26 protein-coding genes, 1 riboswitch and 2 other annotated features are annotated in these 26,982 nt (G+C 36.1%); of the genes, 17 read left to right on the plus strand and 9 right to left on the minus strand.

The window, feature by feature from the left end:
• Positions 1-125: 125 nt before the first annotated feature.
• Complete coding sequence (locus tag PGC35_RS10170; protein WP_375219070.1) at positions 126-596, plus strand: VanZ family protein; 471 nt, start codon at positions 126-128, stop codon at positions 594-596.
• 354 nt (positions 597-950) lie between these two features.
• Here the strand turns inward: PGC35_RS10170 and PGC35_RS10175 are convergent, their stop codons facing one another.
• The 5 genes from PGC35_RS10175 to metG form a co-directional block, all read right to left on the minus strand.
• Positions 951-1,478 carry a GNAT family N-acetyltransferase gene (locus PGC35_RS10175; protein ID WP_375219071.1) on the minus strand — a complete coding sequence of 176 codons (528 nt, stop codon included), beginning with the start codon at positions 1,476-1,478 and terminating at the stop codon, positions 951-953.
• A 3-nt stretch (positions 1,479-1,481) separates the two neighbouring features.
• Complete coding sequence (locus tag PGC35_RS10180) at positions 1,482-2,366, minus strand: nucleotidyltransferase domain-containing protein (protein ID WP_375219072.1); 885 nt, start codon at positions 2,364-2,366, stop codon at positions 1,482-1,484.
• Positions 2,363-3,556 (minus strand): threonine--tRNA ligase, encoded by a 1,194-nt coding sequence (gene thrS / locus PGC35_RS10185; RefSeq protein WP_375219073.1) that lies wholly within the window; start codon positions 3,554-3,556, stop codon positions 2,363-2,365. Before thrS ends, PGC35_RS10180 begins: the two co-directional genes overlap by 4 nt.
• 139 nt (positions 3,557-3,695) lie before the next feature.
• Positions 3,696-3,909: a binding site (T-box leader), on the minus strand.
• A 336-nt stretch (positions 3,910-4,245) separates the two neighbouring features.
• On the minus strand, positions 4,246-5,580 hold the full coding sequence (locus PGC35_RS10190; protein WP_375219074.1) for a CoA-disulfide reductase: 1,335 nt from the start codon (positions 5,578-5,580) through the stop codon (positions 4,246-4,248).
• 693 nt (positions 5,581-6,273) lie between these two features.
• A complete protein-coding gene (gene metG / locus PGC35_RS10195; protein WP_375219075.1) occupies positions 6,274-7,926 on the minus strand; it encodes a methionine--tRNA ligase in 1,653 nt (550 codons plus the stop codon).
• Between the two features lie 48 nt (positions 7,927-7,974).
• Positions 7,975-8,235 (minus strand) — a binding site (T-box leader).
• 105 nt (positions 8,236-8,340) lie between these two features.
• Here metG and PGC35_RS10200 point away from each other — a divergent pair.
• Positions 8,341-8,880 (plus strand): hypothetical protein, encoded by a 540-nt coding sequence (locus PGC35_RS10200; RefSeq protein WP_375219076.1) that lies wholly within the window; start codon positions 8,341-8,343, stop codon positions 8,878-8,880.
• Positions 8,881-8,971: 91 nt separating this feature from the next.
• Here the strand turns inward: PGC35_RS10200 and PGC35_RS10205 are convergent, their stop codons facing one another.
• Complete coding sequence (locus PGC35_RS10205; protein WP_375219077.1) at positions 8,972-11,008, minus strand: catalase; 2,037 nt, start codon at positions 11,006-11,008, stop codon at positions 8,972-8,974.
• A 181-nt stretch (positions 11,009-11,189) separates the two neighbouring features.
• Positions 11,190-11,291, plus strand: a riboswitch (SAM riboswitch).
• A 106-nt stretch (positions 11,292-11,397) separates the two neighbouring features.
• Here PGC35_RS10205 and PGC35_RS10210 point away from each other — a divergent pair.
• From PGC35_RS10210 to PGC35_RS10230, 5 genes are all read left to right on the plus strand, one after another.
• A complete protein-coding gene (locus PGC35_RS10210) occupies positions 11,398-12,567 on the plus strand; it encodes an acyl-CoA dehydrogenase family protein (RefSeq protein ID WP_375219173.1) in 1,170 nt (389 codons plus the stop codon).
• A gap of 22 nt (positions 12,568-12,589) precedes the next feature.
• Complete coding sequence (locus tag PGC35_RS10215; protein WP_375219078.1) at positions 12,590-13,459, plus strand: transporter substrate-binding domain-containing protein; 870 nt, start codon at positions 12,590-12,592, stop codon at positions 13,457-13,459.
• An 82-nt stretch (positions 13,460-13,541) separates the two neighbouring features.
• Positions 13,542-14,249, plus strand: coding sequence for an amino acid ABC transporter permease (locus PGC35_RS10220; protein WP_375219079.1), 708 nt, complete (start codon positions 13,542-13,544; stop codon positions 14,247-14,249).
• A 12-nt stretch (positions 14,250-14,261) separates the two neighbouring features.
• Entirely contained in the window at positions 14,262-14,975 is a 714-nt protein-coding gene (locus PGC35_RS10225; RefSeq protein ID WP_375219080.1) for an amino acid ABC transporter permease, read from the plus strand.
• A gap of 15 nt (positions 14,976-14,990) precedes the next feature.
• The gene (locus PGC35_RS10230) at positions 14,991-15,746 is read left to right on the plus strand and encodes an amino acid ABC transporter ATP-binding protein (protein WP_053591494.1); all 756 of its coding nucleotides are present in this window, start codon (positions 14,991-14,993) and stop codon (positions 15,744-15,746) included.
• A 113-nt stretch (positions 15,747-15,859) separates the two neighbouring features.
• Here PGC35_RS10230 and PGC35_RS10235 read toward each other — a convergent pair whose 3' ends face one another.
• Positions 15,860-16,063 carry a helix-hairpin-helix domain-containing protein gene (locus tag PGC35_RS10235; RefSeq protein ID WP_375219081.1) on the minus strand — a complete coding sequence of 68 codons (204 nt, stop codon included), beginning with the start codon at positions 16,061-16,063 and terminating at the stop codon, positions 15,860-15,862.
• Positions 16,064-16,087: 24 nt separating this feature from the next.
• The gene (fabI, locus tag PGC35_RS10240; RefSeq protein ID WP_053591492.1) at positions 16,088-16,867 is read right to left on the minus strand and encodes an enoyl-ACP reductase FabI; all 780 of its coding nucleotides are present in this window, start codon (positions 16,865-16,867) and stop codon (positions 16,088-16,090) included.
• Between the two features lie 359 nt (positions 16,868-17,226).
• Here fabI and PGC35_RS10245 point away from each other — a divergent pair, with 359 nt between their 5' ends.
• The 7 genes from PGC35_RS10245 to rbsK all read left to right on the plus strand — a co-directional run bounded on the left by PGC35_RS10245 (position 17,227) and on the right by rbsK (position 23,223).
• Positions 17,227-18,231, plus strand: coding sequence for a LacI family DNA-binding transcriptional regulator (locus PGC35_RS10245; protein ID WP_056831129.1), 1,005 nt, complete (start codon positions 17,227-17,229; stop codon positions 18,229-18,231).
• 11 nt (positions 18,232-18,242) lie between these two features.
• Positions 18,243-19,199, plus strand: a complete 957-nt coding sequence (locus PGC35_RS10250) for a nucleoside hydrolase (RefSeq protein ID WP_375219082.1) — start codon at positions 18,243-18,245, stop codon at positions 19,197-19,199.
• 27 nt (positions 19,200-19,226) lie between these two features.
• Positions 19,227-19,829 carry an ECF transporter S component gene (locus PGC35_RS10255; RefSeq protein WP_053591489.1) on the plus strand — a complete coding sequence of 201 codons (603 nt, stop codon included), beginning with the start codon at positions 19,227-19,229 and terminating at the stop codon, positions 19,827-19,829.
• A 78-nt stretch (positions 19,830-19,907) separates the two neighbouring features.
• A complete protein-coding gene (locus PGC35_RS10260) occupies positions 19,908-20,651 on the plus strand; it encodes an energy-coupling factor transporter transmembrane component T (RefSeq protein WP_375219083.1) in 744 nt (247 codons plus the stop codon).
• Positions 20,648-21,523, plus strand: a complete 876-nt coding sequence (locus PGC35_RS10265) for an energy-coupling factor ABC transporter ATP-binding protein (protein WP_156316827.1) — start codon at positions 20,648-20,650, stop codon at positions 21,521-21,523. The genes PGC35_RS10260 and PGC35_RS10265 overlap by 4 nt, the downstream gene beginning before the upstream one ends.
• The gene (locus PGC35_RS10270; protein ID WP_375219084.1) at positions 21,501-22,307 is read left to right on the plus strand and encodes an energy-coupling factor ABC transporter ATP-binding protein; all 807 of its coding nucleotides are present in this window, start codon (positions 21,501-21,503) and stop codon (positions 22,305-22,307) included. Before PGC35_RS10265 ends, PGC35_RS10270 begins: the two co-directional genes overlap by 23 nt.
• A gap of 19 nt (positions 22,308-22,326) precedes the next feature.
• Entirely contained in the window at positions 22,327-23,223 is an 897-nt protein-coding gene (gene rbsK / locus PGC35_RS10275; protein WP_375219085.1) for a ribokinase, read from the plus strand.
• A gap of 205 nt (positions 23,224-23,428) precedes the next feature.
• Here rbsK and tatA read toward each other — a convergent pair whose 3' ends face one another.
• On the minus strand, positions 23,429-23,632 hold the full coding sequence (tatA, locus tag PGC35_RS10280; protein ID WP_375219086.1) for a twin-arginine translocase TatA/TatE family subunit: 204 nt from the start codon (positions 23,630-23,632) through the stop codon (positions 23,429-23,431).
• 298 nt (positions 23,633-23,930) lie between these two features.
• Between tatA and PGC35_RS10285 the strand changes: the two genes are divergently transcribed.
• From PGC35_RS10285 to PGC35_RS10295, 3 genes are all read left to right on the plus strand, one after another.
• Entirely contained in the window at positions 23,931-24,188 is a 258-nt protein-coding gene (locus tag PGC35_RS10285; protein ID WP_375219087.1) for a hypothetical protein, read from the plus strand.
• Positions 24,189-24,266: 78 nt separating this feature from the next.
• A complete protein-coding gene (locus tag PGC35_RS10290; RefSeq protein ID WP_375219088.1) occupies positions 24,267-25,046 on the plus strand; it encodes a gluconate 2-dehydrogenase subunit 3 family protein in 780 nt (259 codons plus the stop codon).
• Positions 25,047-25,073: 27 nt separating this feature from the next.
• A complete protein-coding gene (locus PGC35_RS10295) occupies positions 25,074-26,789 on the plus strand; it encodes a GMC family oxidoreductase (RefSeq protein ID WP_375219089.1) in 1,716 nt (571 codons plus the stop codon).
• The last annotated feature ends 193 nt before the right edge of the window (positions 26,790-26,982 follow it).

Here is a 26,982-nt window from a genome sequence, read left to right on the forward strand (position 1 = left end):
GATTATTATCCGATAATTCCTATTTATTATCCGATTACGATTTATTGGGCTAAATTCAAAGCCAAGAAACTCCAAACTTCTCCTGTAACCACCCAAACTTTCAAATTATATGTTAAGGTTTTATTATGAAAAAAATTATTCCCTTACTAATCTTACTTATTATTGTATTCATTTCATCTGGACAAACAGCGGAACAGCAATCCCTTGAATCCACTCTTAAAACGTGGCTTCCGAATAAACCACTAGAATCCATTCTGTCCTATTTACAAATTCCCTATTGGGGCATTTTAGTTTCTATTGAAGAACGTGGATATTATGCTTTTGTTGAATTTTTAATTCGAAAAGCCACTCATTTCTTTTATTTTGGATTTATTGCACTTGCTATTTATGCTGCTTTGCCTAATATTAAATACCGAACACTTTCTGCAGTTATTTTGACATTCCTTTTCGCTGTTACAGATGAATTCCGCCAGTCATTAACAAGTGGACGCACAGCAACCGCTCAAGATGTAATGCTTGATACCGCAGGTGCCATAACAGCTCTATTAATGTGGAAATGGATAAGAAGATGGAAACAAAAAAAAACCGCTATCTAGCGGTTTTCAGACTGTAGACATACTCTATGTTAGGTGTATAGAGTTGAGTAATAAATTCGGCAAGGACCACCACTTCGCTTTCCGTGGGCTTGGCTTCAGCCTCCTCGTCACTGCAAAAACATGTGCTCCTGCGGTTACTCGTCGCAAAGAAACTGGCCAAATAAAGTTCGGCCAGTGTCTTTCCTGCGGGGTCTTCTGCTCAAGCTGTTCCCACAGGAGTCATCGTGATGGTTCTTGCCTTATAAACAATTCCTTAAACATATATCTACTATTTTTACTTTTAATTGGATAAGTCAATCTCTTTAGGAAGACTTATCATTATAAACAATTGGTTTTTCATTGTTGATTTTCTTTTCAGTCTCTACATTGTTCTTCCTTATCTATAATAAGTGCCATATGATCTTCGTCAAAATATGTATCATTCATTTTCAATGCCTTTTCCTCTACTCCGAATATGGTAAATCCTAATTGTGAGTACAAGTTTTTTGCTGCTTCATTCGTTGAAACAACTGAGAGGTTAATTTTTTCAATTTCCTTGATGGCTTTCGCCTTGTTTATGGCTTCCACTAGTAAGGCTTTTCCAACACTTTGACCTCGAACTTGGGGACTTACGTACATTGCATAAATATTTGCACGGTGCCTTAACTTTAATCCCCTTTCCTGAACTAATGTCACCATACCTACAAGTTTCTCGTGGTAGTAAGCTCCAAATGTATAATTTCCTTCTGCTTGAAGATTCTTTTCCACAAGTTCAATAGGATTCGTTCTTTGTATTGCTTCCTCATAGCTAGTCCCAAAAGCTTCAGGATTCAGCTGTAAAGCTTCTAATCTCAATTCCCAGTAGGCACTTGCATCTTCTGGTGATAGCATTTTTATTTCCATTCCTTACACCTCCACAAAAAATTTTTCATTGCACAACTGATGTGCAAATAAAATAAAATCTCGACACTCTTCTGCTCTTATCCTATTACTGAAGAACAGTGATTTCGTAATGCTTTCTGTTCTTATTCGGGCTCCCTCTTTTAACAAAGGATACCATCTTTCCGGAAGGATATTCAGACATTCATTAACTGCTGCATCTTTCGAAAAAATATCCTTTTTCTCTAGAGAGCATATAATTCTACAAATCGTAGTAGTCGTGAACTCTATCATGTTGTCAGACAAAAAGTTATCGACTTCTTTCGTCTTATCAAACCAATAATGATTGATATTATAATTTAATGTTTTCATAACGTCTTCCCAGTTTGTAGGAATTTCTAAATCTTCAATTCGTTTACCCTGCAATGTAATGCCGTGTTTTTTTAAGACCCACCATGTAATATGATTAACATCCCAATGTCCTACATCTATTATTCCTTCCTCACAATAAGGATAAAAAGGTTGTTCTTCGTTTATTTTACCTACTAAATTTGCTTGGAGGTAAACACCGTCCATTCTATTTCCAAAGTGATTAGTATTCATTTTTGTATGAATCTCTTTAATAGAGGTCAATTCTTGCACACTAGCAGGTCGTTTTAATAAAACGATAAAATCAATATCGCTCTTATACTCATTAAATGCTCCTAACGCAATAGAACCATATAAATAGACACCTTCTATTAAATCCCCATTTAAAGTATTATTAAGTTCGTTTGTATACAATTGAGTAAATTCCTGCAAATTTCTCGATAGACGATTATTTAAACTTTTCATGATATCCCCCTCTCCTATTCCATTCGTTAACATCATGAAAATTTCCTCTGTCTGAGGGGGAATCATGTTTATTTTCATTTCTCCTTTAAGCGATCAATTAATTCCTCAAGGTCCATTTCACCAATAGTACCAACCTTATGTTTTCTCACAGAGACTTTGTTGTTCACCATTTCCTGCTCTCCGACAATAAGCAAATAAGGATGTTTTTGCAAAGCAGCATCTCGAATTTTCAATCCTATTTTTTCCACGCGGTCATCTATTTCTATACGGTAGCCTTCTTGTTCAAGCTGCTCTTTCACTTTTTCTGCATAGTAAACATGTGCATCTGCTATCGGCAAAATTTTGATTTGAACAGGTGCTAACCAAAGTGGAAAACTCCCTTGGAAATGTTCGATAAGTATTGCTATGAAGCGCTCAATAGAGCCAAAAATTGCACGGTGAATCATTATCGGCTGGTGTAATTCATTGTTTTCATCAATATACTGACAATTAAATTTTTCAGGCATTTGAAAATCGAGTTGAACAGTTCCACATTGCCAGCTACGTCCGAGTGAATCAAGTATATGAAAGTCAATTTTGGGTCCGTAAAAGGCTCCATCCCCTTCGTTAATTTGGTACTCTAGGTTCTTATTCTTTAAAACCGACTCTAAAGCATGCTCTGCTTGTTCCCAAGCTTCTACTGCTCCCATAAAATCTTTTGGACGAGTGGAAAGTTCTATTTTGTAACTAAAGCCAAAAGCGGAATAAAATTCATCCACCAAATCAAGCACCTTATCGATTTCACTTTCTATCAGATCTTCACGGACGAAGAGATGCGCATCATCTTGTGTAAAAGCTCTAACGCGTAAAAGTCCATTTAAAGAACCCGATAACTCATGTCTGTGGACTAAACCTAGTTCTGCGTAACGTATAGGAAGCTCACGATAGCTTCTTCTTTTACTGTTGAAGATGAGCACTGCACCTGGGCAATTCATCGGTTTTATTGCATATTTTTGATCATCTACTTGGGAGAAGTACATATTTTCGTGGTAATGATCCCAATGACCAGACTTCTCCCATAGTTCTTGCTTCATCATAATCGGTGTTTTTATTTCTTGATACCCTGCTATTCGATGCTTTTTTCTCCAAAAGCCTTCGAGTTCATTACGTAACACCATCCCATTTGGCAAATAAAATGGCATTCCTGGTGCTTCATCACTTGACATAAATAACTCTAATTGCTGACCTAACTTTTGATGACTGATTCTTTCTTCCGCTTTAATTGACATTAAAAACTCCTCCTATTTGATAAAATTCACATTGCATCCGGTTTTAAAAATCTGTGACATTTGCCAGAGATTTTAAATTGATTCAGTTGGGTTAAACATCCAACTAAACAGATATAAAAAAAGACCACACCCATCCCGGTAAAGGGACGAGTGTGGTCGTGGTTCCACCCTAATTTTGCAATACAAAAAGTATTGCGCTCATAGAAGATAACGGTTTCCCGATTATGGTTTTACTTTCCCCATAATAGCTCCAAGGCGGTAAATCATTCTTCTTTCTTCAGGGCTCTCAGCCAATGACCCTGTTCTCTGATAAGAAATGAAAGAATAGTTCATGTCCTCTTCTTCGCTTAAAACTTATTTAATTTATAGGCTCTGATATTTATTACTGTTGATGTTTAGGTATAAAAAAAAGACCACACCCATCCCGGTAAAGGGACGAGTGTGGTCGTGGTTCCACCCTAATTTTGCAACACCAAAAATATTGCGCTCATAAAAGATAACGGTTTCCCGACTATGGTTTTGATTCCCCATAATAGCTCCAAGGTGGTAAAACATTCTTTTTCCTTCAGGGCTCTCAGCCAATGACCCTGTTCTCTAAAAAAAGAAAAAATAAATGAATCAAGTCCTTTTCTTCGCTTATGTTAAATTATTTTGTTTAGTATATGCAACAATGAAAAAATCGTCAAGTCTTATTTTTTACGTACTCGCTTCGCCAATTGTTGCAATGGATCCCAGACTCCATTAAAAGGTGGGGAATAAGCAAGATCTAGATCTAATAAATCAGAAATGCTCATTTGATGAAAAAGAGCTGTTGCAAGCACATCTATTCGTTTATCTACTCCATTCCCCCCAACAATTTGACCTCCAAGAAGTAATTGATTATCTTTCCGATAAATCAATTTAATCTGCATTTCTTCCTTTCCAGGGTAATAGCCAGCGATGTCGTTTACTTGTTGCAAATGGGTTTCGTAGGAGATACCAAGTTGTTTAGCTTCTTTTTCGGAGAGCCCTGTTTTACCAAGGGATAAATCAAAAAATTTCATTATGGAAGTACCAACAATTCCTTTAAACTCTCTTTTTTGTCCCATCATATTAAATCCAGCTAGCCTGCCTTGTTTATTTGCTGTGGTACCAAGCGGAACATAATCGTCCTTTTGTTTAACCCTATTATAATGAGTAGCACAATCTCCAGCTGCATAAATATCGGGAATACTTGTTTCCAAGTGACGATTTACGATTATTGCTCCATTAGGTATTGTTTGTATTCCTGTATCTTTTAGAAAATCTGTCGTCGGTTTAACACCAGCTGCTATTAAAACTAAGTCCGTATGATAGCTTCTTTTATCTGTTATAACAGTGTTTACACGATGGTTCCCAGAAAAAGATTGTACTTCTTCATTCAAAATAACTTCAACCTGTTGTTTTATTGCCTCTTGGAGAATAATCCCTGACATATCTTCATCAAAAATATTCGCTAATTGGTTACTACGTTGAATTATTCGTACCTTTTTCCCAATGCCTACAAAATTCTCAGCCATCTCGAGACCAATATAACCTCCACCGATAATTGTCACATGGTTTACTTGTTTTAGATCTGCAATTATTGCTTCCGTATTTGGAATGGTTTTGATTGTATGAATACCTGCTAAATCTTTTCCTTCCCAGTCAGGTATAACTGGACTTGCCCCGGTAGCGATAAGGAGTCTATCATATTTTAAGGAAAATATATCTCTCGTTTGAAGAATATTTCCGGATACTGTTTTAGTTAGTGGATCAACACTTGTTACTTCATATCCTGTTTTGGCATCTATTCCGTATTTGCTCCGAAACATCTCTACACTTCTTGCAATCACATCGGTTGATGACGGGACATGTTTCCCTACTACATAAGGTAGACCACATTGACCATATGAATATATATGACCTTTTTCTAGCGTTGTAATTTTAGCAGTTGAATCTTGACGAACAATTTCCATTGCAGCACTCATACCGGCTGCATCTCCACCAATAATTACATAATGCATCCAAGTTCCTCCTATAATTCTCTTGTTTTTATTAATATAACCTATTATTCGTCATTTGAACTTCCTAAAATATTTTTGCTTCAAAGAAGAGAACAAAACGGAATGAAATAACTACGTTCTTCGGTCTCATCGCGATTAGTTTAATTGTATTTACAGTTAACCCACTCCAAGAAACTTGACTATTTAAAATTTTCCGCCTATATACAATGTACAAATAGTGTGTTAAGTTAAGAGTATGGCAAATAGTATGGGACTACTAGACTTTCCTTAGTCATATCCCCTTTATAGAGAGGAGACTATTGTTATATGTCATTGTGTCACACCAGAATAATGCTTGATACGTTGCAAAAGTTTAGTAATAGTAACGTCACTTTAACTCTTAAGAACCCAGACCAAACGCCACTTCTATCTGTACGTTATCATAAAAATCGTTTTGTAATAACGTATATAGATAGCCTCATAACTGAAACCCACGATTGTATAGAAAGTACATTTTCCGCTCTTGAAAGAGCTTATAATACCTTACTTCGAACCTCTAGCTGAATAGGGGTTTTTTTTTTGAGTGTTTTTATGAAGAAAAGAACTCAGATGTGCGCTTGCCGCACGCTACGCGAACCTCCGCAGAATGAGTCGCTTCTTGCGCGCTCTTGCTGCGTGCAAGGCACACCCTTGACATAGTCTCATAAGCAAATTTCATGACGGATGAATATCTATATGAACCTGACTATTTAAATAGTTTAATTCTTCCTCTATTAACTTAATGTCTAAGCGTTCAAATAGTGGCTTTACAAATTTCAATGAGTAACTTTTTCTTCGAATAATATTCCAATTAAAATCGTCTAGATTCAACATTTCTTTAACGGTCGTACTAGAGAACGGTAAGAAAGGCTCTAGTAGTTGAGCAAGATTCGAGATGATGAAAACACTAGTGACTAATGTATTATCACAAGAATCTTTGTCTTCATTCAATTGCTTCCATGGCTGCTCCATATCAAAATATTTATTCGCAAATCTTATAAACTCAAAGACCTCTTCGATCGCTTTTTTAAAATGTCCATCTTCAATTAAATCTCCAATAATAACATACAAATTTTCTACTTTTTTTAATAGGTCTCTATTTATACTTCCCGTTGAAATAGTTCCAGCATAAGATTTTTCAATAAATTTTAATGTACGATTGACAAAGTTACCGTATGCACCCAATAACTCGGAATTGTGACTAAATATAAATTCTCTCCAAGAAAAGTCAGTATCTCTATTTTCTGGAGCGTTAATTGTTAGAAAATATCTTATTGAATCTGGGTCATACCTCTCTAAAATATACGGAACCCATACAGCCCAGTTTTTACTTGTTGATAGCTTCTTTTTCTCTAATGTTAAATACTCATTGGAGATGATATGTGTCGGTAGCGCGTTATTGTTAATCCCTAGTAGAATGGAAGGCCAGATGATTGTGTGAAATGGAATATTATCTTTCCCATGGACGTAGTAGGATTTTGTATATTCATTCCAAAATTGTTCGTCATTTTTTCCATGAAGAGATGCCCACTCCTTTGAGGCAGAATAGTAACCTGATACTGCTTCTATCCAAACGTAGACCTTCTTATTTTCGTATCCTTCCACAGGAATGCTAACTCCATTCGGTAAATCCCTTGATGCTGCTCGATCTATAAGACCTTCATGCAGATATCTCTCCGATAAATTTAATGCATTTTCTCTCCATTTTCTTTCTGTTTTAGCATTATTCACATATGACTGTATTTCCTTTTGAAATTGGCTAAGAGCAAAGTAAAAATGTTCAGTGGATTTCACGATTGGTTCATTTCCACATATTTTGCACTTTGGATCAATTAAATCTAAAGGATCTAATATCGTTGAACAATTATCACACTGATCCCCTCTTGAAGGACGAAAACAATTCGGGCATATTCCCTCCACATATCGATCCGGAAGAAACTGTTGATCATACTCACAATACATTTGCTCAATCTCTTTCTTATAGACATAACCGTTCTCGAGCAATTGTAAAAATATTTTTTGGACAATCTGATGGTGGAATTCTCCGTCTGTCCGAGTGTATAAATCATAAGAAAAACCTAACTTTGCAAAACATTCTTCAAACTCTTTATGAAAGCGATCTGCGATTTCTTTTATTGTCACCCCTTCCTGATTTGCTCTAATGGAAATAGGTGTTCCATTGCAATCACTCCCTGATACATAAAGGACTTTTTCTCGTTTTAAACGATAATACCGTGCCAATACATCTCCTGGTAATAATGCAGCAATATGTCCTAAATGCAACGAGCCGTTTGCATAAGGCCAAGCTCCTCCAATAAAAATACTCATTCTGACATCTCCTTTTAAACTTAAATTAAAAACAAAAAACCCCGTCCTAAAAAGGACGAGGTTAAACTCGTGGTACCACCTAAATTTATAAACAACTCCAGTTGTCTACCTTAGTGAGTATCAAAAACTAATACTCCAGCATTTATAACAAGTGCTGATTCTTGTCGTAGCTTACTAGTATACTAAGTAATACGTTCAGTACGAAGCTCAGAGACCACTTTCAAATAAGTGTTTTTTGCTTTTTTTCAGCAAACAAAGCTCTCTTTTAAAAAAACAACATCATTTTACTTTTCTCTTCATAGCATATGTGGATATTTGTTTATCAGAATATAACAAAAACGTATGAATAAGTAAAGCCATTTCGGTCTGGTTCATCTATAATGAAACTAGAAATATTTTGAAAGAGGTGTTGACTTGAATATCATTGCATGGACGATTATTGCTTGTGAAGTAGGATTTTGGGTCGTTATTTTACTTGGACTAATAACTAGATATATATTAAAACGTGAACGACTTGGACTTTTCTTTCTTGCTCTTACCCCATTAATTGATTTGATTCTTCTCGTTATTACAGCTACTGATTTATACAATGGGGCAACTGCAACGATGGCGCATGCTATTGCAGCGATTTATCTAGGAACATCAATTGCCTTTGGAAAAAGTATGATTCGATGGGCGGATGAGAAGTTTCTGTATTATATAAAAAGGCAAGGAACCAAACCAGTTCGTAAAACGGGGTTAGAATACGCGAAGCATTCGATGTTAGGTACTCTTCAACATCTCCTCGCCTATATTATTGGCGGAGGATTGCTCCTTGTTTTAATTTATTTAATCGATGATCCTTCAAGATCTGAGGCTTTGTCAGGTACATTAAAGGTTTGGAGTATCGTGCTTGGCATTGATTTTGTCATTTCCATCTCTTATTACATTTGGCCTCGCACGGCTAAGCGATAAACCAATCTATTTTCGTTTTGTCGCATTCCGTTTTCTTAAACTATTGTAAACTGGAAAGGCAAGTCCCATTGATGGACTTGCCTTTTCTTATTTATACTGCTCGATCCCAGTAACGGTGTTTAGCTATTAAATTTACGAAACTTTCAACAAAGCTGTTTCCGGTTTCTTTTGTGAGCACACCTAGTTGTCCTGTCAGTCTAAGTTCATCTAACAATTGTTCACCATCAAATGTTGCTCCGATTGGTTTATAGTGAGTATATGCTTCTTTGATGAAATAAGCCGCTTCTTTATTAAACATGGCCGTCTTACCTTGCGAACTTACCACATAAACAGCATCAAATAAAACCGAATCGGCAGTTAGGAAAGTATGATCTACAGGTAACAGGGAACCATCTGCTCCTGCAACTGCTCCTCCATGATCACTTACAACCTCGGGCTGTGTTCCGCTTGCTTTTAAACTATCTAAAATAGCTGCAAGATTTGCGTCAAATCCATCTCCTACTAACACTGCGATTTTACGTGTGTCGGGTTTCATCATTGTATTCAGCTGACTTAATGCTGGAGATGATTTGCTGTTCTTTGTAAGATCGCTCCCTTGCACGACTAAGCCTAGGTTTTCTCCTACTTTCGTAGCCAATTCCAAGTCAACGTTTGCCAACATCTCTAATACTTGTTGACGTACTGATATTTCTAGACATTTTCCGAGCTCAAAGCTAAATGCATTTATTATATGAATTCTTTCGGGACTACTCATACTATTCCAAAACAGAGTAGCTTGAGAAAAATGATCTTTAAAGCTTTCACTTCGGGCACGTACCTTGCGTGCATCAATTTTCTCCTGATAGTGTGCATATCCACCATCCGCTTCACTTACAGGAGCTGGAGTATTTCCTGCTAACGAGTTTTTATGATAGCTCACTCTTCCTACATTAATTGTTTGTCTACCATATCCATCTCGTTGGTTATTATGGAATGGGCAGACTGGACGGTTAATCGGTAGCTCATGAAAGTTAGGGCCACCAAGTCTTATCAATTGTGTATCCGTATAGGAGAACAACCGTCCCTGTAGAAGTGGATCGTTTGTAAAGTCGATCCCAGGAACTACATTACCAGGATGGAAGGCAACTTGCTCCGTCTCTGCAAATACATTATCTACATTGCGATTCAACGTCATCTTACCAATAATTTTTACAGGTACTTCTTCCTCTGGCCATATCTTTGTCGGATCTAGAATATCAAAATCAAAATTAAATTCGTCATCCTCCGTAATTAACTGTACGCCAAATTCGTACTCTGGATAGTTTCCATTTTCAATTGACTCATATAAATCACGACGATGGAAGTCAGGATCTTTCCCATTTATCTTTTGTGCTTCGTCCCATACGACTGAATGAACACCTAGTACTGGCTTCCAGTGGAATTTTACAAAATGGGACTTTCCTTCTTCATTTACAAATCGGAATGTATTTACGCCAAACCCTTCCATCATTCGGAAACTGCGAGGAATGGCTCTATCCGACATCGCCCACATAATCATATGAGCTGACTCTTGATTGTTTGCGATGAAGTCCCAAAAAGTATCATGCGCAGTTGCAGCTTGTGGAATCTCGTTATGCGGTTCTGGTTTTAACGCATGTATTAAATCAGGAAACTTAATGGCATCTTGGATAAAAAATACAGGAATATTGTTTCCTACTAAATCGTAATTTCCCTCTTCTGTATAAAACTTAGTAGCAAAACCACGTGCATCACGAGCAAGCTCACCCGATCCACGAGATCCTGCTACGGTCGAAAACCTTACAAAAACCGGTGTTTTCTCACCAGGTGTTTGCAAGAATTTCGCTTTTGTATAAGGTTGTAAGGATTCATATAATTCAAATACTCCATGTGCAGCATAGCCACGAGCATGAACAATTCGCTCTGGAATCCGTTCATGATCAAAATGGGTCATTTTTTCACGAAAATGAAAATCCTCTAAGAGAGTAGGACCACGTTCGCCTGCTTTTAAAGAAAATTCATCCTCTGAAACTTTTAATCCATGGTTCGTAGTAAGAGACTTATCTTTATCATCTACACGAAACTGTTCTAATTGTTCATTTTTACTGTTCTCATTTACTTTTTTATCCAAGCTTATTCCTCCTCTATTAAATTCATCACATACATACAGTTCCCCATAAAATGATGAAGAAACATCTTTTGTTTAATTTGAATAAAATATTCACAAAATATATTAATTCCTATCTGTTTTGTATAATTTAGCATTGACTTCACTCAATTAACGTAGTAAACTCATTTCAACAACTCCATATTACTTATCAAGAGAAGCAGAGGGACTGGCCCTATGATGCTTCAGCAACCGCTAATTATGGCATGGTGCTACATCCAGCAAGAAACGTCTTGAGAGATAAGTGTACATAATATACATGAAACTCTTTTCGTTTTGAAAAGAGATTTTTTTTCATTTAATTCATACTTTAACAATAAGAATAGTACGTTACTTATTAAAGGAGACGAACACTGTTGAGTAATATATTTATCAAAACTGAAAAACAAAAAAAATGGCTTGATCTATTGCATCAATTTGAGGAGAAATTTAAAAGTAAGTCCGCAGAAATTGATGAACTTTCCATTTTCCCTTTAGAAAATGTAAAGGACTTAGTGGGGATTGGTTATGCAAGCCTTACATTACCTTTAGAGTTAGGAGGAGAAGGATTCTCTGTTTATGACATGGTTCTTTTGCAAGAAACACTTGCAAGCTATGATGCTAACACTGCCTTGTCTATGGGTTGGAGTTTAGGTGTTGTCGGTGAGTTGTACGAGAAAAGTCTTTGGAAAAAAGATAAATTAGACTTTTTCGCAAATGAGGTTATTAACGGTGCACTAATAAATCGTTCTGCAAGTGAGGCGCAAACAGGCAGCCCCACCCGCGGAGGACGCCCAGGTACAACAGCTGTAAAAAATGGAGACACGTGGGTAATAAATGGTCGGAAAATTTTCACAACGGCTTCTCCAGTTCTTTCCTATTTTTTAACCTCTGCTTGGATAGAAGAAAAAGAAAAAGTAGGTTTCTTCCTAATCAATAGAAGTCTAGACGGTGTATCCATCGAAGAAACATGGGATGTCGTATCGATGCGTGGAACAAGTAGCAACGATTTACTATTAGATAATGTAGTTGTCCATGAATCAGATCTAGTTGAACTGCCAGAGTTTGCGAGCGGAGGGAAAATAAATGGCTGGTTACTCCATATTCCAGCTACCTACCTAGGAGTTGCACAAGCAGCTCGCGATTACGCAGTTAACTTTGCTAACACACATTCTCCAAATAGTTTGAATGGTCCTATTGCGCAGTTACCAAATGTTCAACAGCTCATTGGCGAGATAGATTTAGAGCTTACGAAAGCACGATTTGTCATTTATGGAGCAGCTTCTTCCTATGACAACGAAGCTACAAGACATTTACTGACAAATGAAGTAAGTGTTGCAAAGCATATTGTGACAAACTCTGCTATAACAATCGTTGATAAAGCGATGCGGTTAGTTGGAGCGAAAAGTCTGCAAAGAACCAATCCATTACAACGCTACTATCGTGATGTTCGAGCCGGACTACATAACCCTCCGATGGATGATATGACGATTAAAAAACTAGCACTAACTGCATTGGAAGAAGAAAAAAACAAAAATAATTAGTTAAATAAGGGGAATGGTGAAAATGAAATTTAAAAAGTATTTAAAATTAGCAGCAGTCGGATTGGCATCCGTAACGATTTTATCAGCATGTGGATCAAATGATGATACAAGCGCAAGTACCAGTACTAAAAGTAACGGAGATGTACGTAAAGTAAAAGTAGCATACGACCAAGCTTCTAAACCAATTTCATGGCAAGATGAAAAAGGAAACGCGACAGGTTATGATGTAGAAGTGATGAAGTTAGTAGATGAGCTTCTACCTGAATATGAATTTGAATACGTGGGAACAACAAGCGATGATTTATTGATTGGAGTGGAACAAGGGAAATACCAAGTAGGTGTTAAGAATGCATTTTGGACGGAAGAACGTACTGCAAAATTTATCTTCCCTCAAGAATTCCTTGGTTTAAGTAGTACAGGTCTAGTCTTGAAAAAAGAAAATGAACAGATTAAATCATTAGAAGATTTTGCTTCAGCAGAACTTTCACTAGCTCCAATCGCAGCAAATAATGCACAATACACAATCATTGATGAGTACAACAAAGAAAATCCAGACAATCCGGTTAAACTCGAAGCTGGAGATGCGTTTACAGTAGACGTAGTTCAATGGGTGAATGAAGGACGCGTGGATGGTGGTATTACATTGGAAGGTGTCTTTGAAAAACAAGTACTCGCAGAAGATGGTCCATACTACAACTTAAAAGATGAAGTTGTTTACAACGAGTTCGCAGTAATTAAAACTTGGCCATTATTCAACAAAAAAGAACAAGAATTTGCTGATGCATACGACAAAGCTATCAAACAATTAAAAGAACAAAAGAAAACTAGCGAGCTTAGCACAGAATTCTACGGTCGAGACCTATTTGAAGTATTGGATAGCGTAAAACGATAATTACAATATTACGATGAAGGCTGTTGCGCGTAGCATACGTCAACGGCCTTTACCATTTCGCATAGGGGGAAGATTGAGCAAAATGGAAAAATATTTTGATGTTTCTTATATATGGAGTTCCCTTCCAGCATTGCTTCCGTTTTTGAAAGTTACTTTTCTAGTAGCTGGATTATCTATTATTTTTGGAACCTTCTTTGGTTTTATCCTTGCAGCGATGAAACTAGGGAAAAATAAAGTAGGTAAAAAACTAGCTAATTTATATACAACTATTTTAAGGTGCACACCTTCTATTGTTCTTTTGTTTTTAGTGTATTATGGTGTACCTGCATTAGCTGAAAACTTTGGGATTTATTTGCAGGACCTTCATACAGGAGTATTTGTAGTTATTACATTTACTTTGCAGTTTGCCGCTATTATGTCGGAAGTTATTCGTTCTGCATATGAGTCTATTGAAAAAGGTCAATATGAAGCTGCTGTTAGTGTTGGTTTAAGTCCCTTTCAAGCATATCGCCGTATTATTTTCCCACAAGCTCTTGTTGTGGCATTACCTAACTTTGGGAACGGGATGATCGCGCTCCTTCAAGAAGGTTCATTAGCTTATACAATTGGATTAATAGATATAGTCGGCAAAGCAAATTTAATTATTGCCGCTAACTATAATTCTCATGCTTTAGAAATATTTATTGCACTAGCTTTAATCTACTGGATATTATCTATCCTAATAGAGAAACTCTTTGCACAACTAGAAAAAATGTTTAGTAAGGGCAAGCAAACAATTAAAACGACGTAAGGAGTGTTCGAAATGTCGGAAGGTTTAAATTATGAATTTTTAATAGATACGTTCTTTGTTGCATTATCCGGTGTGCCAGTCACTCTACTCGTTACAGTTGTAGCATTGCTCATTGCACTCCCTGCAGGTTTTTTGTTGGCATTAACAAGAATCAATCAAGTACCTGTAATAAATAGAATTTCACAAGTATATGTATCTTTTGTTCGAGGAACCCCCGTCATAATTCAAATTTTTATTGTTTATGCTAGCGTTCCGTTAATTTTAACTTCTCTGTTCGAAAAGTATCAAATTAACATAAAAGTATATGAAATTAATCCAATTTGGTACGCGTTTATCGTCTTTTCTTTTAGCACAACAGCAATTTTAATAGAGGTTTTCCGCTCTGCATTAATCACTGTAAATAAAGGTCAATTGGAAGCAGCGCAATCTGTTGGTTTAACAAATTTTCAGGCCTATAGACGAATAGTTATTCCACAAGCATTAGTAGCTGCCTTACCTAACATTTGTACCGCAACTGTAAACTTAATCAAAGCTACTTCTCTCGGCTATGCCATGTCCCTACAAGAGATTACATTAAAGGCAAAAGTGGAAGCGAATGTTGGCTACAACTATGTGGAAGCATATATCGATATCTTTATCGTCTATATCATCCTTTGTAGCCTAGTAGAATATGGGTTCAAGTTATATGAAAAACGATTACGTAAGTATAAATACGCAAGTGCTTGATAAGGAGGCGTTCTAATGTTAGAAATTAAAGATATTCACAAGTCTTTTGGTAATAACGAGATATTAAAAGGAGTCGATTTGAAGATCGATAAAGGGGACGTAGTTGTCATTTTAGGACCGAGCGGTTCTGGAAAAACGACATTGCTTCGCTGTATAAATTTTTTAGAAAAAGCAGATAGCGGCAAAGCAGCTTTTGGAGATTTACATGTCGATCTACATTCTGCCTCTAAGAAAGATATTCAAATAATTCGGCAAAAAACAGCTTTTGTTTTCCAAAATTATAATCTATTTAATAATAAAACTGCTTTAGAAAATGTAACAGAAGGATTAATCATTGGACGCAAAGTGCCAAAGGTTGAAGCTGTAGAGATAGGAAAGAAAGCACTAGATAAAGTTGGGTTATCTGATAAATACGATTCCTATCCAAGCCAACTGTCAGGTGGACAACAACAGCGTGTAGGTATAGCACGTGCAGTTGCATTAAACCCAGATATTATTTTATTCGATGAACCTACGTCAGCCCTTGATCCTGAGCTTGTTGGTGAAGTGTTAACTGTTATGAAAAACATTGCTAATGAAGGAACCACTATGCTCGTAGTAACACATGAAATGTCCTTTGCAAAAGACGTTGCTAAACGAGTTATCTTCATGGATGGAGGCGTCGTAGTTGAGGAAGGTACACCTCATGAAATATTCGTAAGTCCAAAAGAAGAGCGTACAAAAAAATTTCTAAAGCGTGTGTTACCAGAGGATTATACTTTTTATATTTAAATCTACATGTGAAAAATCAGCACCCTTGTCAACGGTGGGCCAATGTTCCGAAACTATCGTCCACTAAAATAAATAGAGTGGGATGAAGAAACCCCCTCTTCATCCCACTCTATTTATTTTTTAGGCGCAAAAGACAATCTATTATCAGAAAGTGCCTCTTGAAGCTTTTTAAAAGCATTCTGACCAATACCGTGCAAATCCATAATTTCTGCTTCAGAGTACTTCGATAATTGTTCCAAGGTTTCAATATTTGCCCCTGCAAGCGCTCGTTGTGCTGGCTTTGCTAGGATTTTTTGAAAATCACTTTGGTTCGTCATCTCACTCTCTCCTCTTTGTGGAGGTTAACCCATAATATTGTATCCGGAATCTACGTAAACAACTTCTCCCGTTACGCCTCTTGATAGATTACTTAGAAGTGCAACCGTCATATCCCCTACTTCTTCCTGTGTTACATTTCGTTTTAAAGGAGCTGTTTCTTCTATTTTATGCAAAATTGTATTAAAAGAAGAAATACCTTTTGCCGCTAGTGTTCTAACTGCTCCAGCAGAAACTGCATTCACACGAATATTATTTTTTCCTAAATCCAACGCCAAATACTTAACAGAAGCCTCTAATGACGCTTTTGCAATGCCCATCACATTGTATCCTTCCAATACACGCTCTGCTCCTAAGTATGTCATCGTTACAATAGAGCCACCTTCTGTCATGAAAGGTGCAGCTTCTCTTGCTGCAGCAATAAGAGAGTATGCACTTGTATCCTGAGCAAATGCATAACCATCTCTAGATGTATTAATAAAATCACCTTTTAAATCTTCTCCATTAGCAAAAGCAACTGAGTGGACAACTCCATGTATTACTCCCACTTCTTTTCCAATCTGTTCAAAGGCTGCTTTCATACTATCGTCACTATTCACATCACATGCGACAACAAGTTTCGCTTCTAAATTATTATCTACTAATAACTTTTCAATTTTTCCTAAAGAACGTTCTTTACGATAAGTAAAAATGACGTTTGCTCCTACCTCATACAGCGACTTTGCTACTCCCCAGGCAAGGCTTCGTTCGTTCGCAACACCCATAACAACAATATTCTTATCTTTTAATTGAATTAAATCTCTCATATTTACCTCCAAATTATTATCCGAATATACTATACCTAATATTAGTACCTGTTACTAATTTAATCTTACCATATTCTTTCCCTGTTGTACTATCCTCTCTCTTATTTTCATTTCATTTTTGATGTTGTATTATTTCGCCTATTCATAGAAATCGGTGAAATAAGTTTAGGATTGAATAAGATTTCTAAAAAAACAAAAATATCTTAGTTGCGATTTTCATATAATCTCGATAGCAAGTTTTTTCACAAAATATTCATAATTTAATTGACAAATGCAAACGCTTACAATATTCTGTATTATAATTAGAGAAAACGTTTTCGTAAAACGTTTTCCTAACTGTAGGAACAGGTGATAAATGTATGGAGAAATTAACGATTAAAGATATTGCGAGAGAGGCCGGTGTTTCGATAACAACAGTTTCACGTGTCTTGAATAATAAAGAAGAAGGAATGTCAAAAGAAACTCGAGAGAAAGTTCTGGCAGTAATGCAAGAAGCAAATTTCCAGCCAAATAAGTTAGCACGGGGATTAGTGACCAAACGCTCTAGTATGCTCGGTTTAATTGTGCCAAATATATCTAACCCCTTTTTCCCAGAACTTTGCAGAGGTGCTGAAGATGAGGCGAACAAAAGAAACTATAGTCTTATCATCTGTAATTCAGATGATCAATTGCAAAAAGAGGAAAATTATTTACGTTTGTTAAAGGAACAACAGGTAGACGGGATTCTTCTATCGAGTAAGAATAGATTATCACAAACTAGCAAAGTTCTATTACAAAGTGGCAAAGTTCCATACGTATTATTCGATCGTGGCGAAGAGGCAAACAAACAATCTGGTGTCTTTTTAGACAATGAAAGAGGTGGATATTTAGCAGGTAAGCATTTAACAGATCTTGGCCATACTCAAATCGCATGTATGACAGGCCCTTCTGAAATTCTTAACTCACAACAAAGATTATCTGGATTTCAAAGAGCTTTAATGGAAGCTTCCATAGAGATTCCACCTTCGCTCATTTTAGTTGGTGGATTTCAGATGGATAAAGCATATCAAGTTGCAAAAGAATTTTTAAATAACAACACTGTAACAGCAATTTTTGCTGCAAATGATTTGATGGCTTGTGGTATTTATCAGGCAGCTCATGAAATAGGAATTCAAATTCCCGAACAACTATCTATAGTTGGCTTTGATGACATTTCCTTAGTAAGTGCTTTAATCCCAAAACTCACGACAGTTAGACAAGACACATACGGAATGGGAAGAAAAGCAATCGAACTATTAATAAATGAGATAGAAAAAAAAGAATCTGAGGCTATAGTCTTTGAGCCTACATTAATCGTTAGAGAAAGTACGAAACAAATAAAATGAGGTGTAAATAAATGACCATACCTGTAATTATTGACTGTGATCCTGGGATAGATGACGTTATGGCACTAACTTTAGCCTTCGCACATCCGGAATTGGATATCAAATTAATCACGACAGAGCCCGGAAACCAAACGCAAGAAAAAACAATTAACAACGCACTGGCCTTTACTAGTTACATGAAAAGAGATATTGAGATTGCTAGAGGTTTAAATAATCCATTTTTTCGTAAACTCGAAATTGCTGATGACGTCCACGGCGAGAACGGACTTGGGGATGTCTTTTTCCCAGAACCGACTATTCGCTTAAGCAATCGAAATGCAATTGAAGCAATGAAAGAAACATTATTTGCTAGTGATGAAAAAATAGTTCTAATAGCTACTGGTCCCCTGACAAATGTGGGTGCCCTCTTAATAGCACATCCTGAAGTAAAATCAAAAATAAAATATATTTCCTATATGGGAGGAGCTGCTGTTGGGGGAAATATGACACCAACTACGGAATTCAATGTCTACGTTGATCCCCATGCAGCTGAAATTGTTTTTCAATCCGGAATTCCAATTGTGATGAGCGGACTAGATGTTACACATAAAGCTTATGTCACATTAGAAGAGTTAAAGACTATCGAGGAAATTGGCTCTGATTTTGCACGTAAGGTAGTCAAGATGCTTCGTTTTTATGTAAATGCAGCAAAACAAACAGCTTTTCATGGACAAGATTTTGAAAAACGGATTCGTTTACATGATTTGTGTGCAGTATCTTATGTTCTGACACCTGAGTTATTTGATGGGGATAATTGTTACGTTGCTGTTGAATTAGAAGGAAGACTTACAGCAGGAACAACGGTTGTAGACTATTCACAACGAACTGGGCTTCCGCATAATGTGAAAGTATTACATACGGTTCACAGAGAGAAGTTCGTAGAACAATTTCTGAACGCCGTTAAAATAATGAGCCGTCAAATCGGTTAAATATAACATAACAAAGGGGAGAAATGTATGAAACGTAGTTTTAAAGATGATTTTAATATGATGGCAATGTTACTAATTCCTATTGCTGTAGCTATTAATCTAGTAGGTTTCCAGTTAGCCAATGTACTTCGGTTACCTATTTTCTTAGACACTATTGGAACGATACTAGTGGGTGTAATTGCAGGTCCTTGGGTTGCACTACTAGCAGGACTTATAACAAACCTAATTAATGCTATTTTCAACCCGGTATATTTACCCTATGCATTAACTTCTATGGCGATTGGTATTGGAGCAGGTTACCTTTCTAAATACGGATTCTTCAAAAACGTACCTAAAACCATTGTTTCCGGTATCATTATTACTTTTATAGCCGTAATTGTCTCTGCACCAATAACAGTTCTAGTATTTGGAGGAGCAACAGGAAATACCTCTTCTCTAATTACCGCTACTTTCTTAGCATCTGGGCAACAATTATGGACAGCAGTTTTTTCTTCCAGCTTTATCACTGAAGTAGCGGATAAGGTTGTTTCTGTATTAGTCGTTTACTTTATCGTTAAAGGTATGTCAGATCGCTATTTATCTAAAATGAATTATGGAGATTTATATATGAAGCGTAATAACAAGAAATGATTTCAACTCTTCTCGTTCAACTTGTTGATTAAACAATTTAACGGGAAGAGATTATTTTTACAAGGGGGCGTATTTTATTTGAAACAGAATCTTTTACTTCAACTTCATCCAATGACAAAATTCTATTTCTCTCTCTTTATTTTAGGAATGGTACTTATTATGCCTGGATATATTTTTGCCTTTACTATCTTCCCTGTTTTAGTACTTATTGCAATACTTGCAGGTGTAACGAAAGAATTTCTTAATATTGTTTTAAAGGCATTATTGAGTGTATTAATCATCGTATTCATTATGCAAATGTTGTTCTACCCTGGTGAAAATGTACTTTGGGAATGGGGAATTTTTAAAATCAAACAAGAGGGATTGAATTATGGGCTATTATTGACATCTCGAATTCTCGCTATAGGATCTGCATTTATATTATTTTTCCGCATAACTGAGGTACGAGATTTTGTTAAGTCTTTAGAAGATAAGGGTCTTCCACCAATGGGAGCCTATGTGGTGTTATCAACACTTCAAATTATTCCCGAAATGCGTCGTCAAGCTAACACAATTATGGAAGCACAAAAAACTCGCGGTGTAGAAACAGAAGGCTCTTTACTTGTTCGCGCTAAAGCTTTTATACCAACACTAACGCCCCTTATTTTATCCTCAATAGCAGGAACTGAAGAACGAGCAATAACACTTGAATCGCGTGCATTTTCAGCACCAGTAAAAAAGACAAGCCTACACCAATTAACTAAAAATACTGCAGACCGTATTTTACCAATAATCTATTTACTAATCTTAATAGGTCTACTTGTATGGAGGTTTTTCTTATGACAGTAATGATTGATTTAAAAAATGTGTCTTATCGCTATCCAGTAAGCGATGATTTTGTATTAAAAAATGTGTCATTTTCAATAGAAAGAGGGAAATTTACAGCAATTATCGGTAATAATGGTTCTGGTAAAACAACACTTTGTAATACAATTCGCGGTTTCATTCCACATTTTTATAAAGGGGATTTAGAAGGAGAAGTTATAGTAGACAAAAAAAGAATGTCTGATTATCAATTAGGCCAACTTGGAGAAAAAGTAGGATATGTATTTCAAAATCCTTTTATCCAAGTGTCTGGAGTAAAAGATAATGTATTCGAGGAAGTTGCATATGGCTTAGAAAACCTAGGCGTTCCTGTGGAAGAGATAAAAAAACGGGTCGAAGAAGTACTAACACTAGTTAAGATTGAGCATTTACGTGACAAAAATCCCTTCGATCTCTCAGGTGGACAAAGACAACGTGTTGCTCTTGCATCCATAATCGTTATGGATCCAGATATATTAGTCATTGATGAACCGACTTCCCAACTTGACCCTATTGGTACGGAACAAATTTTTGATATTATCCGATTAATGAAAGAGCGTGGCAAAACCATTGTTTTAGTCGAACATAAAATGGATTTAATCGCTGAATACGCTGATAATTTGCTTGTTATGCACGAAGGTGAGTTAGTAATGAATGGGCCTGTTCGTGAAGTATTTGCAAATCCCGCGTTTAGAAAGTATGAAATCCAATACCCACATGTGACGGAAATTGCACTACAACTACAAAACTTAGGGATGCCACTTTCTTTCCTTCCTGTACGTGATATAGAACTAGCGGAAGCATTAAATATGACTGGAGTGAATGAATATGACAGAACTTCACTTAAATAATGTAAGCTTTTCATATCCAGACGGAACAAAAGCACTTGAAAACCTTACTCTATCCATTGAGACTGGGGAGCGCGTAGCAATTGTAGGTCAAAATGGAGCAGGAAAAACAACTGCAGTAAAGCTTATGAATGGTTTGTTAAAACCTACGGAAGGTAACGTATTAGTTGGGGACAGGGATACGAAAGATTATACTACAGCGCAAGTTTCGAGGAAGGTAGGATATGTATTCCAAAACCCAGACGATCAAATATTCCATAATGATGTTGAATCCGAGGTCCGTTTTGGACCAAAAAATATGGGATTTGAACCCAACCGTGTAGATGAATTAACAGCTTGGGCGATGAAATTATGTGGCATTTCCGAATTTGCAGAAGAAAACCCATATAACTTACCTTATTCCGTTAGAAAGTTTGTAACAATTGCGTCTGTATTAGCAATGGATTCTGATATTATCATTTTAGATGAGCCAACTGCAGGTCAAGACAAGATTGGTTTGCAAGTACTTGGTAATTTACTTCAAGCATTAGAAGAAAAGCAGAAGTCTGTAATCACCATTACCCATGACATGGAATTTGTAACGGACTATTTTACACGTATCGTTGTAATGGCGAACCGAAAATTAGTAGCAGATGACAATGCACAAATGGTTTTTTATAATGCAGACATTTTAGAAAAAAGCATGTTAAAACCTCCTGCTGTAGCTCAAATTGCTAAACTACTTAAATTTCCACCTGGAATTCTATCAAAGAGTCAATTAGTGGAAGTAATTTTAAAAACTCGTTAAGGAAGGAGTATAACAATTCATGAATATAACAGTTGTAGGGAGCACTAATATGGATCTTGTATACCTAGTTCCGCATATTGTAAAAGCAGGCGAAACGTTACACAGTACAAAACATGAGTTGTTTTTTGGAGGAAAAGGAGCAAATCAAGCTGTTACTGCTAGTCAGTTAGGAGCTAAAGTTTATTTTATAGGTAATGTAGGTGCAGATAACTTCGGGGAACAAGTTAAGCAAAACTTACAAGCTAAAGGGGTAAATACTGATTCAGTCCAAAAAGTTGGGTTGACTGGGCAAGCAATAATTCAAGTAGCTGACTCTGGAGAAAACTCAATCGTACTATTTCCCGGAGCAAACTTTCTAGTTACTGCTGACCAAATCCATACACATAGAAAGTTAATTGAAGCTAGTGAAGTTCTCCTCTTACAGTTGGAAATTCCGATGCAAGCAGTTGAAATGGCTGCTGATATTGCCGCTAAAAAAAATGTACATATCATCTTAAATCCTGCACCTGCACAAAAAATAAGTGACTCTTTATTGAGTAAAGTTTCTATTTTAACACCTAATGAAACTGAGTTAGAAATACTTACTGGTTTAAAAACGGAAACCGAGGAAGATCTTTTCCATGCATGCTCCCTATTACTTAAAAAAGGAGTAGATGCAGTTGTTGTTACGTTAGGAGAAAAAGGCTCCTATTATATGAATAGTAATGAATATGGATACGTAAAAACAAATGTGGTAGAAGCTAAGGATACAACTGGAGCTGGCGATGCATTTAATGGGGCATTAGCTGTAGGTTTATGTCAAGGAAGCTCATTAAAAGATAGTATCTCATTTGCAACAAAAATTGCGACGTATGTTGTTACTCAAATGGGAGCACAACCCACTATCCCCTCCTCCCTTCAAGTAAACAAAGGATGAAATCTATTCTTCTTTCTATTAATTCTTAGTTTGTTATAGGGTTCTGAATTTTCATTGCAGAAATAGCTTTAAGTTTTATTAAACAACTAGTCTTTTGTACTTAACTATCTGATTTTTTTGCTAAACCAACCGATTCTATGGCTTAGCCATTAATCTCAACAACTCCATCACAAAAGCCGACTATTACCCAATAGTCGGCTTTTTATTAGCTTTTCTTTTTATCCAAAGATTCTTTATTGTCTATTTTAAATTCATCTGTTACTTCATCTACGATATCTTTAGTTGAGTTTTTAAATTCTCTTAACGTTTGTCCAAGTGCTTTACCTAATTGAGGTAATTTTGATGGACCGAATACGATTAGGGCAATTACTAAAATGATAATTAAACCTGGTACTCCAATATTTGGCATGGTGTTTCCTCCTGTTATAAAAATTAATTTTAAATAAATTATCCAGCGGCAATATATATCGATAAAAAATAATTAGTTGTTTTGTATCACTAACACAATATACCTTTCCTGATTAATTGTAAATAGGTGAAAATTTAAATATTATTTCAGAATAAAAAAATTTTTATTTTTTAAAAAAACATGTAGATTTTTTGAAAAAAAAGAGTAAAATGGTGAACAGTTGTTTTGTGTTATTATCTTAAAATAATTTGTATAAAATTATATTAATTATTAGCTATATAGAGACAGGAGATTGAAAGTGACAAAATATAATATAGAAGAATTAAAAATATTAAATCAAGTATTTTTTGCTTTATTCATAGTGGCTGACTTTGCACTATTTCTGTTTTTCAACAATAATACCTTTCCTTGGTTCTCTTTACTAGGTTCAGGTATCGGCTTAGCGATAATCGTACTTTGCTGGACAGGAAAAAAACATATATACTTTATCTCTTCATTATTAGTATGCACAGTTATTTTTTCTTTAGTTTATAACTGGCACGTCATTGTTCACTAGTATGTATTAGTGTTTTTATAGTTTTTGTATTTAACTAGATAAAATTATTAACAAAGGATTCTTTTAGGAGGTTATATTATGTCAGAACAAGATAAAAAGGCTCCATTTTTAGATAAACGTTCATCAAGACGGACTTTCATCAAAAATTCTGGATTAACTGTTGGTGGGGTCGTTCTAGGTGGGGCAATTGGCTCACTATTAGGAAAAGATTCAACTACTAAAACGATTGATACAGGTGTTCACTCACAAGCCACTACAACAAATTTCAATCAAGCGCTTATGTATTTCGATAAAAATCAGTTCGATACAATCGAAGCAGCAGCAGAACAAATCTTCCCAAAAACTGAGGTTGGACCGGGAGCAAAAGAATTGCTAGTTGCTTATTATATTGATCACCAACTCGCGGGAAGCTTTGGACTTAATTCGAAAGAATATATGAGCGGTCCTTTCCTTCCTGGGAAAGCAGTCCCAGAACAAGGATATCAAACTCATTTAAATCGACAACAAATTTTTAACATCGGAATTATCGCTTTAAATGATGAAGCTGCTAAAAAGTCAGAGGAAAAAACAAAATTCCAAACATTAACAGAAGAACAACAAATTGAAATATTAAAAGATTTCGAAGCTGATAAAGTAAAAATGAATGGTGCAGTAAGTTCTTCCTATTTCTTTCGACTGTTAAGAAAAGTAACTATCGAAGGAGTGTATGCTGATCCAATGTACGGTGGAAACAAAGATATGGCTGGTTGGAAAATGAAAAACTTCCCTGGTCATCAAGGTAGTTTTCTTAACATTTTAGAAAAAGATGAATTTGTCAAAGTCGCTCCTAAGAGCTTAAATTCTCAACATCAACATTAATATAGACTTATAGAAAAGGTGATAAATGTGGCAACGAAATTACCAAAAACAGATATAGTTTTAGTAGGTGTAGGTTGGACTGGCGGTATTATTGCAGCAGAACTTACAAAAAAAGGATATAAAGTAGTAGGTATCGAACGTGGTAAAGAACGTTCTACTGAAGATTATTTCATGGCTCACGATGAATTACGATACGCAGAACGCAAAGAAATGATGCAAGACCTTTCAAAAGAAACTCTTACATTCCGTCATAATATGAATCAAACAGCATTACCTTATAGAGAATGGGGTAGTTTCCTAATTGGAGAAGGAACAGGTGGTTCTGGAGAACATTGGAATGGACAAACTTTCCGCTTCCTACCATACGATTTTGAAATTTATTCAGAAACTGTGAAACGTTATGGGAAAAATAAAATTCCTAAAGGTATGATGCTGCAAGACTGGGGTATTACTTACAAAGAGTTAGAACCATATTTCGATAAATTTGATGCTATGACTGGTATAGCTGGTGAACCTAATCCACTACCTGGTTCTCCACAAATTAAATATCCTAATCCTCCAATGATTGAAACACCTGTAACAGCACTATTCAAAAGTGCTGCTAAAGATCTTGGATATCATCCATACCACATGCCATCTAACAACCTATCACAAGCATATACAAATCCAGACGGTATTTCCCGTAGTGCTTGTCAATATTGTGGATTCTGTGAGCGTTTTGGTTGTGAATATGGAGCTAAAGCGTCTCCAGTGGTAACAGTTTTACCTGTAGCTAAAGAAACTGGTAATTTTGAAGTACGTACTCATTCAGTTGTACGTAAGGTATTACACACCAACGGAAAAGCTACTGGTGTACTTTATGTCGACACACGTACCGGGGAAGAATTTATTCAAGAGGCTGAAGTAGTTGTTGTATCTGCATATCAGATGAATAATATTAAGATTCTATTAAACTCTCAACTTGGTCGTCCTTATGATCCAACTACTGGAACAGGGGTAATTGGAAGAAACTATGCATATCAAACATATTTAGGTACTGCTGTTGGTTTCTTTGATAAAGAGTTTAATATTTATGGTGGTGCAGGTGCTCTAGGTGCTCAAATTGATGACTTCAATGGTGATTTCTTTGATCACACTGACTTAGATTTCTTACACGGAGCTACAATTCACATTACGCAGTTAGGAGACCGTCCTATTGCAAACAACCATGTTCCAGAAAACGTTCCAACTTGGGGTAAAGAGTTTAAAGATGCTTCAGTTCATAACGCAAACCGTGCTCTAATTATTAAAGCACAAGGTGCTTCCCTTCCATGGCAAGATAATTATATCGATTTAGATCCAACTTATAAAGATGCATTCGGCGATCCATTACTTCGAATGACATTCAATTGGAAAGATCAAGATCGCAAACTAATGAAGTTTATGGGAGAAAAATCCGCCGAGATCATGAAAAAAATGGGTGCAAAAGAAGTCAAAATGACTGGTGATAAAATCGGTGATTATGATATTCGCAATTATCAATCTACTCATAATACTGGTGGGGTAATCATGGGTGCAGACCCTGAAACAAGTGCTCTAAATAGTTACTTACAAATGTGGGATTGTGAAAACGTATTTGTTCCAGGTGCAAGCGCATTTGCTCAAAACTCAGGTTACAACCCAACTAACACTGTAGGAGCATTAGCTTACCGTGCTGCTGAAGGTATTGAGAAGTATTTGAAAAATGGTGGACCTTTAGTTTAATTTAGCAAAGTGGCGGCCCCTCTATCCCCCTACAGGCCAATGCCATTTGTCCTCAATGGGTTAGACGCTGATGTCAATTACTAAGTATTGAAACTTATACTTTCTTATCTGTTCAAAGTAAAAATATCATATATATTCATAGAATTAGCCAACAACTTGAAAAGCTACTACCTTCTTTCCAAAAGAAGCTAGT

It is taken from the genome of Psychrobacillus sp. PGGUH221, assembly GCF_042055255.1.
Classification (GTDB): Bacteria; Bacillota; Bacilli; order Bacillales_A; family Planococcaceae; genus Psychrobacillus.

What these genes read in the sequence shown, in the direction of transcription:
- PGC35_RS10170 (WP_375219070.1), top strand. Translation starts at nt 126, where the DNA reads ATGAAAAAAATTATTCCCTTACTAATCTTACTTATTATTGTATTCATT.
- PGC35_RS10175 (WP_375219071.1), bottom strand. Translation starts at nt 1,478, where the DNA reads ATGGAAATAAAAATGCTATCACCAGAAGATGCAAGTGCCTACTGGGAA.
- PGC35_RS10180 (WP_375219072.1), bottom strand. Translation starts at nt 2,366, where the DNA reads ATGAAAATAAACATGATTCCCCCTCAGACAGAGGAAATTTTCATGATG.
- thrS (WP_375219073.1), bottom strand. Translation starts at nt 3,556, where the DNA reads ATGTCAATTAAAGCGGAAGAAAGAATCAGTCATCAAAAGTTAGGTCAG.
- PGC35_RS10190 (WP_375219074.1), bottom strand. Translation starts at nt 5,580, where the DNA reads ATGCATTATGTAATTATTGGTGGAGATGCAGCCGGTATGAGTGCTGCA.
- metG (WP_375219075.1), bottom strand. Translation starts at nt 7,926, where the DNA reads ATGAGTATTTTTATTGGAGGAGCTTGGCCTTATGCAAACGGCTCGTTG.
- PGC35_RS10215 (WP_375219078.1), top strand. Translation starts at nt 12,590, where the DNA reads ATGAAATTTAAAAAGTATTTAAAATTAGCAGCAGTCGGATTGGCATCC.
- PGC35_RS10220 (WP_375219079.1), top strand. Translation starts at nt 13,542, where the DNA reads ATGGAAAAATATTTTGATGTTTCTTATATATGGAGTTCCCTTCCAGCA.
- PGC35_RS10225 (WP_375219080.1), top strand. Translation starts at nt 14,262, where the DNA reads ATGTCGGAAGGTTTAAATTATGAATTTTTAATAGATACGTTCTTTGTT.
- PGC35_RS10230 (WP_053591494.1), top strand. Translation starts at nt 14,991, where the DNA reads ATGTTAGAAATTAAAGATATTCACAAGTCTTTTGGTAATAACGAGATA.
- PGC35_RS10235 (WP_375219081.1), bottom strand. Translation starts at nt 16,063, where the DNA reads ATGACGAACCAAAGTGATTTTCAAAAAATCCTAGCAAAGCCAGCACAA.
- fabI (WP_053591492.1), bottom strand. Translation starts at nt 16,867, where the DNA reads ATGAGAGATTTAATTCAATTAAAAGATAAGAATATTGTTGTTATGGGT.
- PGC35_RS10245 (WP_056831129.1), top strand. Translation starts at nt 17,227, where the DNA reads ATGGAGAAATTAACGATTAAAGATATTGCGAGAGAGGCCGGTGTTTCG.
- PGC35_RS10250 (WP_375219082.1), top strand. Translation starts at nt 18,243, where the DNA reads ATGACCATACCTGTAATTATTGACTGTGATCCTGGGATAGATGACGTT.
- PGC35_RS10255 (WP_053591489.1), top strand. Translation starts at nt 19,227, where the DNA reads ATGAAACGTAGTTTTAAAGATGATTTTAATATGATGGCAATGTTACTA.
- PGC35_RS10265 (WP_156316827.1), top strand. Translation starts at nt 20,648, where the DNA reads ATGACAGTAATGATTGATTTAAAAAATGTGTCTTATCGCTATCCAGTA.
- PGC35_RS10270 (WP_375219084.1), top strand. Translation starts at nt 21,501, where the DNA reads ATGACAGAACTTCACTTAAATAATGTAAGCTTTTCATATCCAGACGGA.
- rbsK (WP_375219085.1), top strand. Translation starts at nt 22,327, where the DNA reads ATGAATATAACAGTTGTAGGGAGCACTAATATGGATCTTGTATACCTA.
- tatA (WP_375219086.1), bottom strand. Translation starts at nt 23,632, where the DNA reads ATGCCAAATATTGGAGTACCAGGTTTAATTATCATTTTAGTAATTGCC.
- PGC35_RS10290 (WP_375219088.1), top strand. Translation starts at nt 24,267, where the DNA reads ATGTCAGAACAAGATAAAAAGGCTCCATTTTTAGATAAACGTTCATCA.